Source organism: Neorhizobium tunisiense, from assembly GCF_039631515.1.
In the GTDB taxonomy this organism is placed as follows: Bacteria; Pseudomonadota; Alphaproteobacteria; order Rhizobiales; family Rhizobiaceae; genus Neorhizobium.
Genome location: NZ_JBDIUU010000008.1, coordinates 325,045 through 340,618, shown reverse-complemented (window position 1 = coordinate 340,618; position 15,574 = coordinate 325,045). Strand labels below are relative to the sequence as shown.

General features: G+C 59.8%; 6 protein-coding genes. All 6 read right to left on the bottom strand.

What is annotated here, in order from left to right:
• The coding region (locus tag ABCW43_RS23005; RefSeq protein ID WP_345928749.1) for an FG-GAP-like repeat-containing protein at positions 1–9,766 on the bottom strand (9,766 nt) is incomplete at its 3' end.
• Positions 9,767–10,673: 907 nt separating this feature from the next.
• Complete coding sequence (locus tag ABCW43_RS23000) at positions 10,674–11,213, bottom strand: GNAT family N-acetyltransferase (RefSeq protein WP_345928747.1); 540 nt, start codon at positions 11,211–11,213, stop codon at positions 10,674–10,676.
• A 124-nt stretch (positions 11,214–11,337) separates the two neighbouring features.
• Entirely contained in the window at positions 11,338–12,381 is a 1,044-nt protein-coding gene (locus ABCW43_RS22995) for a sn-glycerol-3-phosphate import ATP-binding protein UgpC (RefSeq protein WP_345928745.1), read from the bottom strand.
• Positions 12,381–13,229, bottom strand: coding sequence for a sn-glycerol-3-phosphate ABC transporter permease UgpE (gene ugpE, locus ABCW43_RS22990; RefSeq protein WP_345928743.1), 849 nt, complete (start codon positions 13,227–13,229; stop codon positions 12,381–12,383). Before ugpE ends, ABCW43_RS22995 begins: the two co-directional genes overlap by 1 nt.
• A 9-nt stretch (positions 13,230–13,238) precedes the next feature.
• Positions 13,239–14,120, bottom strand: a complete 882-nt coding sequence (ugpA, locus tag ABCW43_RS22985) for a sn-glycerol-3-phosphate ABC transporter permease UgpA (RefSeq protein WP_345928741.1) — start codon at positions 14,118–14,120, stop codon at positions 13,239–13,241.
• A 64-nt stretch (positions 14,121–14,184) separates the two neighbouring features.
• The gene (gene ugpB / locus ABCW43_RS22980; RefSeq protein ID WP_345928739.1) at positions 14,185–15,489 is read right to left on the bottom strand and encodes a sn-glycerol-3-phosphate ABC transporter substrate-binding protein UgpB; all 1,305 of its coding nucleotides are present in this window, start codon (positions 15,487–15,489) and stop codon (positions 14,185–14,187) included.
• Between the last annotated feature and the right edge of the window lie 85 nt (positions 15,490–15,574).

The window sequence follows — 15,574 nt, the reverse complement described above, 5'->3', positions numbered from 1 at the left end:
CAAACTGGAAGTTCGACTGCTGCAGGCTGGACAGAGCGACGGACTGCAGGGTGATTGAGTTGTCGGGATCGGCGGTGATGACGACGTTCGATCCCGACTGGACGGCGTGCGAGAGCAGCTGTGCCCAGTTGGCGAAGACCGCCTTGTCGAACTGGATGACGTCGCCGCCGGCCACCGAGAAGTCGGTGACGGTGTCATGGCCGAAGTTCGGGGTGAACACGAAGGCGTCGCTGCCCGAGCCGCCGGTCAGGGTGTCGTTGCCTTCGCCGCCATAGATCTCGTCATTGCCGGCTCCGCCGCTGACCGCATCGTTGTCCTCTCCACCGAACAACCAGTCGCCGCCATCGCCGCCGTTGATCGCGTCATTGCCCTGGAAGCCATAGATGACATCCGCATCGATCGTGCCGGTCAGCGTCTCGTTGAACACCGGCCGGGTACCGGTCTGCGACAGCGCGACCTCCACCAGGGTCGGATTGAACGCGACGATGTCGGCCTTGCCGTCGCCGTCGACATCGCCGAGCAGCCGCGGATTGCTGCTGTCGTTCGTCCAGCCGCCGGCGGCGGTCGAGCTTCCGAACGTGTTGAAGAGGCCGTAATAGACGTCGGAGAAGGTGCCGTCGGCTCGACCGAAGGCGACCTCCGGACCATTGGCGCCGAAGCCGACGATGTCGACCCGGCCGTCACCGTTGACGTCGGCGACCTCGCGCGGTGCCTGACTGGCATTCGCCCATCCGCCCGCCTCGGCGCTGTGGCCGAACATGCCCGCCAGTCCGACGATCGGCAGTTCGAACGTGCCGTCGGCCTTGCCGAGCGCGACCTGCACCCCATCGGCGCCGAAGGCGACGATGTCGGCCCGTCCGTCGCCGTTCACGTCACCGATCCGCCGCAGCCATTTGGTCGAGTCGTTCCAGCCGACCGTGGAGACGAAGTAGCCCGTCAGCGCAGTAATGGGCGCCGCGAAGGTGCCGGCCGCCGTCGCAAGTGCAACCAGGACCTGATGAGATCCGAACCCCACGATGTCATCGCGTCCGTCACCATTCACGTCGCCGATATAGCGAGGATAGAGGGTGGTGCTATACCATCCACCCCCGCCACCATTGGGATCTGAACCAAAATAACCGCTCGACGCGGTATACCAGGCCCCGAACGTCCCGTTCGCCTGACCGAGAGCGACCGCGATACTCATTGCGCCGATGCCAATGATGTCGGCCCGGCCGTCGCCGTTCACGTCGCCGAGCTGGCGTGGGTTGACGTTTTCGTTGCTCCAATAACTGGTGTTGAAAGCCGCACTTGTCTGGAACGGGGCTGCAAACGTCCCGTCGGCCTGGCCGAGCGATACCTTGACGCCGTCAGTGGCAAAACCGACGATGTCGGCCCGGCCGTCGCCGTTGACGTCGGCCATCCGGCGCGGCGTCACGTTCTGGCTGGCCCAGTTGCCCGCCGATGCGGCGCTGCCGAAGGCGTTGGAAAGGGCGGTGACCGGCGCGGCGAAGTGCTGGTAGTCGCCGACCGCCTCGTCGCCGCCGATCAGCATGTCCTTCCCGAGGAGCATGTTGGCGGCCCGGCCGATGTTCATCACCTGGCCGTTGTCGAACTCCAGCAGCTCCACCTTGTTGGTCGAGGACGCCCAGTTCTTGATGGTGATCTTGTCCTCGATGTCCTTGATCACCAGGGTGTCGTTGGCCTGGTCCCGGACCGAGATGATCAGGTCGTTGCCGTACTTCTGGACAATGATGTCCTCGATCCCGACCCCGGCACCAAACCGGATCCGGTCACCAAGCATCACTCCGCCGACGGGTACGTTGCTGCCCCTGTCGGAGACTGCGCCAAACTGGAAGTTCGACTGCTGCAGGCTGGACAGAGCGACGGACTGCAGGGTGATTGAGTTGTCGGGATCGGCGGTGATGACGACGTTCGATCCCGACTGGACGGCGTGCGAGAGCAGCTGTGCCCAGTTGGCGAAGACCGCCTTGTCGAACTGGATGACGTCGCCGCCGGCCACCGAGAAGTCGGTGACGGTGTCATGGCCGAAGTTCGGGGTGAACACGAAGGCGTCGCTGCCCGAGCCGCCGGTCAGGGTGTCGTTGCCTTCGCCGCCATAGATCTCGTCATTGCCGGCTCCGCCGCTGACCGCATCGTTGTCCTCTCCACCGAACAACCAGTCGCCGCCATCGCCGCCGTTGATCGCGTCATTGCCCTGGAAGCCATAGATGACATCCGCATCGATCGTGCCGGTCAGCGTCTCGTTGAACACCGGCCGGGTACCGGTCTGCGACAGCGCGACCTCCACCAGGGTCGGATTGAACGCGACGATGTCGGCCTTGCCGTCGCCGTCGACATCGCCGAGCAGCCGCGGATTGCTGCTGTCGTTCGTCCAGCCGCCGGCGGCGGTCGAGCTTCCGAACGTGTTGAAGAGGCCGTAATAGACGTCGGAGAAGGTGCCGTCGGCTCGACCGAAGGCGACCTCCGGACCATTGGCGCCGAAGCCGACGATGTCGACCCGGCCGTCACCGTTGACGTCGGCGACCTCGCGCGGTGCCTGACTGGCATTCGCCCATCCGCCCGCCTCGGCGCTGTGGCCGAACATGCCCGCCAGTCCGACGATCGGCAGTTCGAACGTGCCGTCGGCCTTGCCGAGCGCGACCTGCACCCCATCGGCGCCGAAGGCGACGATGTCGGCCCGTCCGTCGCCGTTCACGTCACCGATCCGCCGCAGCCATTTGGTCGAGTCGTTCCAGCCGACCGTGGAGACGAAGTAGCCCGTCAGCGCAGTAATGGGCGCCGCGAAGGTGCCGGCCGCCGTCGCAAGTGCAACCAGGACCTGATGAGATCCGAACCCCACGATGTCATCGCGTCCGTCACCATTCACGTCGCCGATATAGCGAGGATAGAGGGTGGTGCTATACCATCCACCCCCGCCACCATTGGGATCTGAACCAAAATAACCGCTCGACGCGGTATACCAGGCCCCGAACGTCCCGTTCGCCTGACCGAGAGCGACCGCGATACTCATTGCGCCGATGCCAATGATGTCGGCCCGGCCGTCGCCGTTCACGTCGCCGAGCTGGCGTGGGTTGACGTTTTCGTTGCTCCAATAACTGGTGTTGAAAGCCGCACTTGTCTGGAACGGGGCTGCAAACGTCCCGTCGGCCTGGCCGAGCGATACCTTGACGCCGTCAGTGGCAAAACCGACGATGTCGGCCCGGCCGTCGCCGTTGACGTCGGCCATCCGGCGCGGCGTCACGTTCTGGCTGGCCCAGTTGCCCGCCGATGCGGCGCTGCCGAAGGCGTTGGAAAGGGCGGTGACCGGCGCGGCGAAGTGCTGGTAGTCGCCGACCGCCTCGTCGCCGCCGATCAGCATGTCCTTCCCGAGGAGCATGTTGGCGGCCCGGCCGATGTTCATCACCTGGCCGTTGTCGAACTCCAGCAGCTCCACCTTGTTGGTCGAGGACGCCCAGTTCTTGATGGTGATCTTGTCCTCGATGTCCTTGATCACCAGGGTGTCGTTGGCCTGGTCCCGGACCGAGATGATCAGGTCGTTGCCGTACTTCTGGACAATGATGTCCTCGATCCCGACCCCGGCACCAAACCGGATCCGGTCACCAAGCATCACTCCGCCGACGCTGCTTCCGGGATCCGAAATAGTATCTTTCCCGTCGCCCCTTCCAAAGGAATAGCGATCGTCCGCAGTCGTCCCCTTGAGCTTGTCCGCACCTGTCGTGCCCAGGATGATGACTGATTTGCCGTCGGCATTTATAAGTGTGCGACTAACTTCTGATACCGATCCATCAGGTTTATAGGTCGTCGTGACGCGAATCACGCTGCCGTCGGCCTGTGTGGTGGCCTCATCCTTGAGATCTATAGTTCCATCATTATTGTTGTCTTTCAGGAGGTCGATGACATTCCCGTCAGCGCTGACCGTCATCGTACCAGTGGCGATCGTGGCGCCGGCACCATTAGTATCGACTATTGAGGTGACAGAGCGACCATCCATCAGGATGCGGGAGGTCTCGACATGCTCATAGGTGCCATTATTGTCGTAGTCGCTTTTGACGACCTTGGTCAGACCGTCTGCGCTGAAGGTTGTCGACAGCTTCGCCGCGATAGCGGAATTCCACGTAATGACCCCCGGATTCAATGACAACGTGAGCGCGGCTTCAGTATTGACGATTGTTGCAGCCCATGCCCCTGTTACATCCCAGACGACAGTTTCCGTGTGGTCGACGTCGCCATCGCCATCGTCATCTCGGGTGATGTTCTGGGTTCGGCCGTCTGCGCTGGTAACGGTTGTCTCTTTTCGCATCACTGTATTGGATGCGGTATAATTTGTGGCAATCTGCTTCGAGCTGCCGTCGGCATTCTTGGTAGCGACCAAAACCCGCGTCTGATCAATCGCACCGTCGCCATCAAAATCCCAATGCAGGCTCGATGTTCTTCCATCGAAGCTCACGGTTTTGACCGTCCGACTCGCCAGATTTCCGTTGCTCAAATAATTGGAGATCGTCGTGATCGAGTTCCCGTCGATCGATTGCTCCTTGAGTTCAACCTGGTCGATCTTGCCGTCTCCCAGGAGATCGCGCTCGGTCAGCGAGGTCAGTCCGTCACCTTGGATGGTTGTGGTGACAATCGCGGTCACACTGCCATCGGCGGCTTTTTCGGTGGTTACGGTGCGCTTCCCTGTATCGGCCAGGGCTTTGGTGAATTCCGTTCTCGTGCGGTCGAAGGAGCCGTCGCCATTCAGGTCCTCTTGAACGGTTAACGTCCGACCATCGGCGCTGGTCAGGGTCACGTATTTGGAAAGCGTCGAGGCGTCTGACTTTTTGTTGATGACGGTGCGCGTGCGGGTACCGTCGGTGTTGATCACAGTGACGTCGGTGGAGGTCTCGGTGGTGTTGCCACCAGGCGCAGCCATCATCCGCGAGACGGATGTGGAAAGGCCATTGCCCGAGGTTGTGGTCACCTCCTGCATCGTCATGGCGCCGGCAGCATAGTTGGTAACAGTCCGAGTCTCCGAGCCGTCCGCGTTGAGTGTTGTAATGTCCGTCTCGCTCTTGCCATACGAGCCAGAGCCGGTCAGATCCCACTGCCGATTGAAGCTAAGGCCGTTACCGCTGGTGGTAATGATGGCCTTGTTGCGTAGCGTCCTGACTTCGGACGACGCGTAGGTAACGTTGAACTCCGAGAGCGTCCGAACACGGCTGCCATCGACATTGATAAACGTGATATCGGTCGACGCCCAGTCGAGGCGGTTGAGCAATGCCAAGGACTGCGGCACATGTTCACGGGTTATCGACAGACCGTCGGCACTTGTCGTCACCCTCGTCTCGCCGACGACGGTCGATCCGATGTAATCGGTATAGGTCGCTACCGAGCTACCTGTCGGCATGAGAGTGACGGTGACGATCTGATCGTTGACCGAATTGCCGTCCAGGTCGGTAGAGGTCGTCGTTACCAGCCCGTGGTTGCTGACCGCGACAGTGACTTTATCGTTGAGGACGCTGCCGGTCTTGTAGTTGGTGGTGGTAACGACACTGCTGCCGTCGGCATTCACAACCTTGCTCTTCACCTCCTTACGCGAGAAGGCGCCGTTGCCGTTTCCATCCCAAACGCTGGTGACAGTCAGGCCGTCGGCGCTGGTGTCGATCGTGGTGCCGTGCTGGAGTGCATTGCCTCCGTCGAGTTCGGTGACCTTGCGCGTCGTGCTGCCGTCGGCATTGTAGACGGTCGCGTCGGTGATCTCTCGCTCGTAGACGGAATCGCCATCGAGATCGACTTGCACAACACTGATCAGGCCGTTGCCGCTGACCGTTGAGACCGCCTTGGACTCCAACTGCCCGGCGTCGAACGTCGAGGCCGTCGTCGTCTTGCTTCCGCTGGCATTGACGAGAATGGCGGTCGTCTGATCGTTGACACCGTCCCCACCGAAGTCGGTGTCGATCGTCACCGACTTCTGATCGGCCGCTGTCGTGGTCACTACCTTCGAGATCAACACCGAACCGGACAGCGTATGAAGGCTTTCGGTTTTAGTCGTGCTGCCATTGGAGTTCAAGGCGAGGGCGTCGACGCTCTCGACGTCCATGATGCCGTCGCCGTTGTAATCCGTTTGGGTGACTACGGACAGCCCCGTGGCACTGGTGTTGATCGTCTTTTGGCTAAGGACCGAGGCGTTCTGGGCAGTTTCAACAATTGTTTGCGTAGCCGACCCGTCGGCATTGAAACCTGTCAAGTCGGAGACGATCCGCTCGTAGATGCCGTTGCCGTCGCGATCTGCTTTGGTGTTGATCAAGTATCCGGTTGCATCGGTCCAGACGGAGCTTTTCGACAACACGGTATTGTTCGCACTGAGATTGGATACGATCCGCGTCGTCGATGAGTCGGTATTGATCGTGGTGACGTCGGTGGCGATGCCATCCCAGGTGCCGTCGCCGTTGACGTCCGTCTTTGTCGTTATCGATAGCTTGCTGGCGGACGTGACCTGCTCGACATTGCTCTTCAGCGTGCCGTTTGCGTTGTACTCGCTGGTCGTCAGCGTGCGGATGCCCGCGACGCTCATGGAATCCACCACAGTAACATCGTTATGGAAGTCGCCATTGGCATCGGTCTGCGTCTTCAGCGTCCGCTTGTCGGCACTGAGTGTTGACGTCGTCAACTGCATCATCGAGCCGTTGCGACTGGTGGTAATGTCGGTCGTGGTGCGGCTGCCGTCGCCGTTCAGCACGATCGTCTTGGTCGCCGTCGAATCGAAATACCCGTCACCGGTGAGGTCCTGCTGCACCGTCGTCGTCAGGCCGTCGGCGCTCCGCGTCGTCACCGTCTCGCCCATCAGAGTGTCGTTGCGGCTTTTTACTAGTTCTGTAGCCGCGCTGCTGCCGTCGCCATCCAGCACGACAACCCTGCTCTTCGTGCGGTCGTAGAAACCGTCGCCATCGAGATCGGTCCGCGTTGTAACCGAAAGCCCGTCGGCGCTGGTGTCTATTTGTTCCCGGTTGAGGAGCGTGCCGTTTGAGGCGAGCACCGACACCGTCTTGGTGGTTGCGCCCGTTCCGTCTGCGAGGATCGAGGTGGTGCGATCCCAGGCGCCGTCGCCGTTGGAATCCTCGTTCAGTGATATCGTTCGCTGGTCGTTGCTGACCGACTGCACCGACTTCGACAGAAGCGTATTGTCGCCGCTCGTCACCGTCTTGGTGATAACGCGTGTCTCGCCGGCATCGATACTCACCTGGCTCAGGATACGGTCGAGGACGGCGTCGCCGGTCAGATCCTGCTGCACTATTTTTGACAACCCATCGGCGGAGGTCGTGGTGGTCGTCCTGCCGTGCAGTATGTCGATCCGATCCCGCTTCTCTTCGGTGATGACGACATCGCCATTTGCGAGCATGGTGGTGACATAGCTCTGCTTGACGTCCACCAGCGCGTCGCCGTTCTTGTCGGTAACGACGGTCCGGATCGCACCGTTGGCGCTGGTTGACGTCGTCTCGCTGGAGGTCAGCGCGTTATCGCCACCGCGGTCGCTGACGGTCTTCGTCCGGCCGCCGTCACTGTTGACGACCGTCGCTTCCGTTCGGGTCAGTTCATAGGCGCCATTGCCCTCGCGGTCTGTCTTGGTGGTCTTCGTCAGGCCGTCGGCGGTGACGGTGATCAGCACGTCCTTCAAAAGCGCGCCGCTGACGGAAAGCTCCTTCGTCCGCGTCGACGAACTGCCGTCGGTATTCTTGGCATATTGCTGCGTTTGGTTATTGACGCCGTCGCCGTCCTGGTCGAGTTCGCTCAACACTGACTTCAGATCAGCGCTGGTGGTCGTCTTCGTCCTGTCCGCCAGCGATCCGTCGGCGCGGAAGTTCGAGACGGTCTCGCTCTTCGAGCCGTCACCGTTCAACACCCGCTGCACGCTCTTGGAACGATCAACAACCGCGTCGCCATCGTCGTCGTGCTGGGTCGTGGTGGTCAGGCCATCGGCGCTGACGGTGATAACTTCCTTGAAGGCGAGACTGCCATCTGTATTATAGGCCTTGAGATCCGTCGTCGTCGAACCGTCCGCATTGGTCGTCGGTGTGCGGACGATCTTGTAGCCCTTGTCCTCCATGGCGAAGACAGCATCGCCGACCAGGCCGGTCGTGCCATCGGCGCGGGTGAAGTTCGAGGTTCCAGCAATAGCAGACCCATCCGTATACGACTGTCCGCTTCCGGTCGGAGTTAAATCTATGGACACGACGCCCAGTGCCGCAAGCGTCACCAATTGACCGTTGACCATAATCCGGAAGTCGGACCAGCGTGCGTCGCCGCTGTCGAGGTCTCCGTCGTGATCGGTATCGAATACCTTTTTCAGGGCGTCAAAATCGCTCTCTGAACCAGGATCCCATTCGGTAAAGATGAATTCCTTCTTGTCGCTGATCTTTCCGTCGCCGTCAGCATCCAGAACCAGCACGCCGTCGCCCGCATCGACCCAGGCCGTCCGGTGCTCGTAGCCGTCGCCCTCCATCTCGACGAATGTATGGGACGTGTTCAATTGCTCGATTGAAAGACCATCGCCGTCAAGATCGAACAAAACCGGCTTGCCGCTTGACGTACCATCCAATTCCGACAGCCATTCGCCTAGCGTAGGGACCGACGACCAATCGTCGGCTGCCTCAGGCTTCTCGCCCAACCTCGCCTGGTTCTGGGCGGTGTGCTCGCGGAGGGCCGCATACGCTGCATCCGAATAAATGGAGACGCCGGCCGACGCGGCATATGCCTCAAGATAGCTATGGCCGCCGGCAAAGGCCCTGTCGGCAATGTGCTCCGGGGATCCGACCTCATTGCCATATCTCGAAGGGCCGAGAGACTCGTGAAAACCTGTGGCTGACCGCGGCGATTGGCTGGCCTCAGTCTTCTCCGCGTACTGGCGAACACTGTAAGACATATAGCTGTCAAAGTCTTCGCTATAGGTTCTTCCAGCCATTTCCTTATATGCGATGCTGAACACGGCTTGCGACAGCCAGCTGTTGCCATAAGTCGCTTGCGCCGTAAACGCACTGGTCAAGCCCCAGCCAACTGGCGTCCCGGCATAACCTTTCGAGCCGCCCATTGAATCGTAGTAATGATCAAGCGCATCGCCATCGAGAACCATGTTTCCATAACCAGGAACGTCGAACGCCATTGCGATCGCTCCGAAATCGTCAACGCCTTCCCAGTTATGGGCTATGCCCGCAGACATGTTATGCACTCGGAGACCACCAGCGACATAGGTATGCAGGTCCTCGACTTCGAAATTGTAGGTCTGCCAGCCGTCAACATAAACAGGCTGAAGGGCGGCATTGCCCGCCACCATGCTCTGGACCTCGGCCCGCTCAAACATGTCGGCCGTTTCGGCCGAATAGACGATCCGCTCGGCAGTCAGCTCGGCAAGTTCGCCTGATGCCAGTACAACAGTTGCCCGACCCGCCGCTATCATCTGTTCAATCGGGGGAAACTTTCCAAACTGATCGAGGAAGTGGTGGCCGGGCGTGCAGACCAATTCACGCACATCGCCGCCCTCATGCCATGTAAGCCGCAACCACTCCGTCGTCACATTGCGGAACAGACGGGTCACACGGCGTGGAATCAAGGCACCACGGCCAAGGTCGGCAGATGGGTCGAAGGCGAGAACGACATCGCCAACGCGAATGCGGGAGATTGGTAGGTGCGCCGACGCATTTATGAATATTGTCGTAGATGGGGCAAAACACTGCTCAATGAAGGTTGGGGTAGCGCTTCTACCGGTAAACACCATAATACCGTTTACCGGCACGCCCGTTCCTACGAATTTGATTTGATATCTCTCGCCATTTCCAGACAGGCGTTGGGCCAAAGCCCTCAAGGACTCTACAATTGATCCTTTCCCATTGTCTTTAAAGTCGAAATTTTCAGTAAAAGGGCGTATTTCACCGCTGATACTGTACCTGTTTCCGCCAAGCGCGGTGACAGTTCCCTTGAAACCAGCTGTCGTGTCCCCCCATACAAAAGCGCCAGTCGGAGAGATCGACTGATAATAAGAATAACCCGCCGTTGCTCTGTGTATTCCTGGCTCCCCCTTCAAAGCTGCGCTAGTTTCAAACCTGAGCGTGGTCCCGGCTTCCATTCCTCGAGCTTCTTTCGCAACTTGTTGCATAAAGTCATTGAACGAGAAAACGCTTCCTCCTCCGGTCGTCATATGTGAATACATATCTAAATAAACGTCAGAACCGTGGCCAGTATTCCAATGATCTAAAGCATCGAAAAAGCCAAAAGATTGCGCTGGGTTTACGCTATTGCTATTGGATGCCATATCAAAAACCCTCAGACTGAGAATACATTACTGCGCCAGTTTGACTCAATGCTAACAAAAGATGGAGGTTTGACTTTCCCCTGCTAGACGAACAGACCCCGAACGCTCTTATTCCATCACGAAGTTCACGCTCGTTGGGCTGATCTAGACGACAATCTCGAAAGCGTACATCGGTGGTCAAACCTGCCGTCGATGCGTTTCTAAAATAGAACGCGGCGGTAAAATCGATCAAATCGTCGTCACTGAATTTAACTGACGGACCAATGCTGAATCTTCCGAATATAAATGAGATAAACATAAGAAATAAAACAAATATGTGCATCCGATTCACTCGAGTAGCCTCTCTCATTTAAATAAAAAGAAACCGCACAGTTTTCCAAATAAAAATACATCACACAATGTAAGCCCCACCCACAACCCTAGCGCCCGCCGCCTTCATCAGCCGATCTGTCGCCTTGGTGTGCGAGCCTGTTGTCACATGGATGAAGGAATGGCTGGCATTGAGCGTGGCAGCCCATTGCCTTACAGCGGCGACGAGCGCCAGGAAGACCTTCGCTCGCCGGACCGGCCCCAGCTTCAGGTCGACTGCGATCACGTGCACATTAGCAAACAGCGGGCCGTCGGAAAGCATATACGAATCCGCAGTCGCCCACGCCACACCCGACGGCATTCCGCCCCATTCCGCCACAATGCCGACCATACGCGGCGGACGAGAGAGAATCGTCTGGAAATGCTTCTTCAGCTTCCGGTCGGAAAAAGGCTGGTTGCGAAACACCGTGGTCGCATGATGCTGGATCATGATGTCGCGTACTGCTGGTATGTCCCCCTCGTCAAAAAGGCGAACACGCAGGCCAGAAGCAGATTTCCGGTCAGCCTCGATTTCCGGGCGAGCGGAAGCGCTCGCGGAAAGCGATTCTTGTGAAATGTCCATAGATGATTTTGCCCCGACCCCTATCAAACAAATAAGGCATCGCACTGCACCCGATGGTTGTCAATTGAGGGTATGAAAATATTAACGATATGAACTCGATCGCGGCGGCAGGTGTTGGCAGACGTCAAACCCTCTTTCCGGCCGCATCGAACAGATGGAAGCGGGCGGCGTCGGCTGTGAGCGCCATGGTCTCGCCGATCTGGATGCCGGAGCGGCCTGGGACGCGGAAGACGACGGGACTGCCGTCGGCGGTCAGGGCATGGACGTAGCTTTCGGCGCCGACCAGTTCGACCGCCGCCACCTGGACTTCGGCCCTGACAGCCCCAGGAGCATGACCGTTGGCGATGACGATATCCTCCGGGCGGATGCCGATCGTGGCGGCACTGTTGGGCAGTCGCGCCTCGGGCGACATCTTCCAGCCGGCGTCTTCGCCGAGTTTCATGAGGTTCATGGACGGCGAGCCGATGAAGGTCGCGACGAAGGTGGTCTCGGGTTTCTCATAGAGTTCGATCGGCGTGCCGACCTGCTCGATCCGGCCGGCATTCAAGACGACCAGCCGGTCGGCCAGCGTCATCGCCTCCATCTGGTCGTGGGTGACGTAGATCGAGGTCGTCGCGAGCGAACGCTGCAGGCGCCGGATCTCGACCCGCATCTGCACGCGCAGCTTGGCGTCGAGATTGGAGAGCGGCTCGTCGAACAGGAAGGCTGCCGGCTTGCGCACGATGGCGCGGCCCATGGCGACGCGCTGGCGCTGGCCGCCGGAGAGCTGGCGCGGCTTGCGTTCCAGGAACGGCTCGATCTCCAGGGCGCGCGCCGCCTCGGTGATGCGGCGGTCGATCTCATCCTTCGGCGTGTTGCGGTTCTTGAGGCCGTAGGCAAGGTTCTGCCGCACGGTCATGTGCGGATAGAGCGCATAGTTCTGGAAAACCATGGCAATGTCCCGCTCTGCGGGTTCCAGTTCGTTGACGCGCTTGTCGGCAATCGTAACCTCGCCCGAGGAGATGCCTTCGAGACCTGCCACCATGCGCAGAAGGGTGGATTTTCCGCAGCCGGACGGGCCGACCAGCACGATCATCTCGCCGTCTTCGATATCGAGCGACACGCCCTTGATCGCCTCGATGTTTCCGCCATAGACCTTGCGGACGTCCTTGAGTTCAATCCTTGCCATTACTTCTCGGTCTCCACCAAACCTTTGACGAACCAGCGCTGCATCAGCACCACGACGATGACGGGAGGAATGATCGCCAGGATCGCGGTGACCATGACGTAGTTCCAGGGGGTCGAAGCATCCGTGAAATCCACCATGCGGCGCAGGCCGATGACGATCGTGTTCATCTTGGCGTCATTGGTGACCAGCAGCGGCCACAGATATTGCGTCCAGCCATAGATGAACAGGATGACGAAGAGGGCCGCGATATTGGTCGTCGACAGCGGCAGCAGGATGTCGCGCATGAAGCGGAACGGCCCGGCATTGTCGATGCGGGCGGCCTCGACCATCTCGCCCGGGATCGTCAGGAAGAACTGCCGGAAGAGGAAGGTGGCGGTCGCCGACGCCATCAGCGGCAGCGTCAGTCCCGCATAGGTATCGATCAGGCCGAGATCGACGATGACCTTGTAGGTCGGCAGGATGCGCACTTCGACAGGCAGCATCAGGGTGATGAAGATCATCCAGAAGAAGCCCATGCGGAAGGGAAAGCGGAAAAAGACGATCGCAAAAGCCGACAGGAAGGAGATGACGATCTTGCCGATGGCAATCGCGATCGCCACCACGAAGCTGTTGAACAACAGCCGCTCGAGGCTCACCCCGACCACGCGCTCGACGCCGCCGGAGATGGATTCGTTGTAGTTCTCCATCATGTGGCCGCCGGGCAGCAGCGACAGGGGCGGACGGATGATGGCGGCCGAGGTCGCCGTCGAGGCGATGAAGGTATAGTAGATCGGAAAGGCAACGATGACGATGCCGAGGATCAGCATCAGATGCCCCATGAGGGTGGCGAGCGGGCGGTTTTCGATCATCGGGTCACCTCAACCATAATGCACGCGCCGCTCGACGAAGCGGAACTGGAAGGCCGTGAGCGCGATGACGATGACCATCAGCACCACCGACTGGGCGGCGGACGAGCCGAGATTGAGGTTCACGAAGCCGTCGTTGTAGACCTTGTAGACCAGCGTCTCGGTCGCCTTGGCAGGCCCGCCGCCGGTCACGGAATGGATGATGCCGAACGTGTCGAAGAATGCGTAGACGGTGTTGACGACAAGCAGGAAGAAGGTCGTCGGCGCCAGAAGCGGGAAGACGATCGTCCAGAAACGGCGGCTTCCGCGGGCGCCGTCGATTGCGGCGGCCTCCAGCAGCGATTTCGGGATCGCCTGCAGGCCCGCGACGAAGAACAGGAAATTGTAGCTGATCTGCTTCCAGGCGGCGGCGACCACGACCAGCACCATCGCCTGATCACCGTTGAGCAACGGGTCCCAGGCAATGCCGTTGCGTCTGAGGATATAGGCCAGGGTTCCCATGGCCGGATTGAACATGAAAAGCCACAGCATGCCGGCGACGGCCGGCGCCACGGCATAGGGAATGATCATCATGGTGCGGTAGAAGCCCTTGCCGCGCACCACGAGATCCGCAGCCGTTGCCAAAAGCAGCGCCAGACCCATCGACAGCAGGGCGGTCGCGACGCTGAAGACGATGGTCACCTGCAGCGCGTGAAGGTAATTCTCGTCCGACAGGACCAACCTGAAATTTGCCAACCCGACGAAATTGCTCTGCAGGCCGAACGGGTCCTCCCGCATGGCCGATTGATAGAGCGCCTGGCTTGCAGGCCAGAAGAAGAAGATGACGGTCAGGACGATCTGTGGCGCGACCAGGAAGTAGGGCAGGATCTTGTTCGGAAAGACGACGCTTTGCACGGGCGGGCTCCGTTGGAATGCGAATGGGGCCGTCCGCGTCGGCGAACGCGGACGGCCTTGGTGCTTATTGGCCGATTGCCTGCTGGATCGCGGCATTGCCGCGTTCGACGGCCTTGTTGAGAGCAGTTTTGGCGTCCTGCTTTCCGGCCAGCATCGCCTCGAACTCCTCGTTCATGATGTCGCGGACCTGCGGCAGGTTGACGAGTCGGACACCCTTGGAGTTTTCGGTCGGCGCCTTGCCCATCATCTGCAGGAGCGGCGCCTGACGGCCGGGGTTCTTGTCGTAGAAGCCGGACTTCTTGGTGTCCTCATAAGCCGCCATCGTCACCGGCATATAGCCGGAAACCTGATGCAGGCGGGCCTGGATCTTGGTTTGCGACAGGAAGTTGAAGAATTCCGCCGTGCCCTTGTATTCCGCATCGCTCTTGCCGGCGAAGACCCAGAGGCTGGCACCGCCGGGAATGGTATTCTGCGGACGGCCGGCGCCTTCATAATAGGGGAGCTGGCCGATGCCGTAGTTCATGCCGGTCTTGATGATGTCGCCGAGACCGCCGGAAGATTCCGTCAGGATGCCGCATTCGCCTGACGTAAAGAGCTGTTTCGCTTCGGAAGTACGGCCGCCGTAGCGGAAGGTACCGTCCTTGGCGAGGTCGGCGATAGACTGGAAGTGCTTGACGAAGAAGTCGGAGTTGAAGGCGAGCTTCACGTCCACGCCGGCAAGGCCGTTTTCGTTGCTGCCATAGGAGACGTTGTTCCAGGCGGCGAAGTTCTCGGTCTGGATCCAGGTCAGCCAGGTCGAGCTCATGCCGCATGGGGCAGCCCCACTGGTCTTGATCTTTTTGGCAGCATCGAACACCTGCGGCCAGGTTTTCGGCGGGTTCGCAGCATCGAGGCCGGCCTTCTGGAAGATATCCTTGTTGTAATAGAGGATCGGCGACGAGGAATTGTAAGGGAAGGACAGCATGGTGCCGTCCGGCTTCGAGTAATAGGCGACGATGCCGGGCAGGTACTGCGACTTGTCGAACTTGTAGCCGCCCTTCGTCAGCACGTCAGCCACCGGAACGATGGCGCCCTGGGCACCCATCATCACGCCGCTGCCCGCGTCGAAGACCTGGATGATCGCCGGCGGCTGCTTGGCGCGGAAGGCGGCGATGCCGGCATTCAGCGTTTCCGGATAGCTGCCCTTGAAGACCGGAACGATCTTGTAGTCCTTCTGGCCTTCGTTGAATTCCTTGGAAAGCTGCTCGATGACCTCGTTATTGGCGCCGGTCATGGCGTGCCACCATTGGATTTCGGTGACGGCCATCGCGCTCGAAGCCATGAGCAGTGATGTGGTTGCAGCAATTGCTGAAGCAAGAACGATTTTCATGGATGTTTTCCTCCCTTTGCCATGAACCGAAGATCGGGTCCGACGAAGACCCTTTTCTGCGCGCGTCGCCGGACCTTGAAGGTTC

Excerpts from the sequence above, each read along its gene's own strand:
- ABCW43_RS23000 (WP_345928747.1), bottom strand. The coding sequence starts at position 11,213 with ATGGACATTTCACAAGAATCGCTTTCCGCGAGCGCTTCCGCTCGCCCG.
- ABCW43_RS22995 (WP_345928745.1), bottom strand. The coding sequence starts at position 12,381 with ATGGCAAGGATTGAACTCAAGGACGTCCGCAAGGTCTATGGCGGAAAC.
- ugpE (WP_345928743.1), bottom strand. The coding sequence starts at position 13,229 with ATGATCGAAAACCGCCCGCTCGCCACCCTCATGGGGCATCTGATGCTG.
- ugpB (WP_345928739.1), bottom strand. The coding sequence starts at position 15,489 with ATGAAAATCGTTCTTGCTTCAGCAATTGCTGCAACCACATCACTGCTC.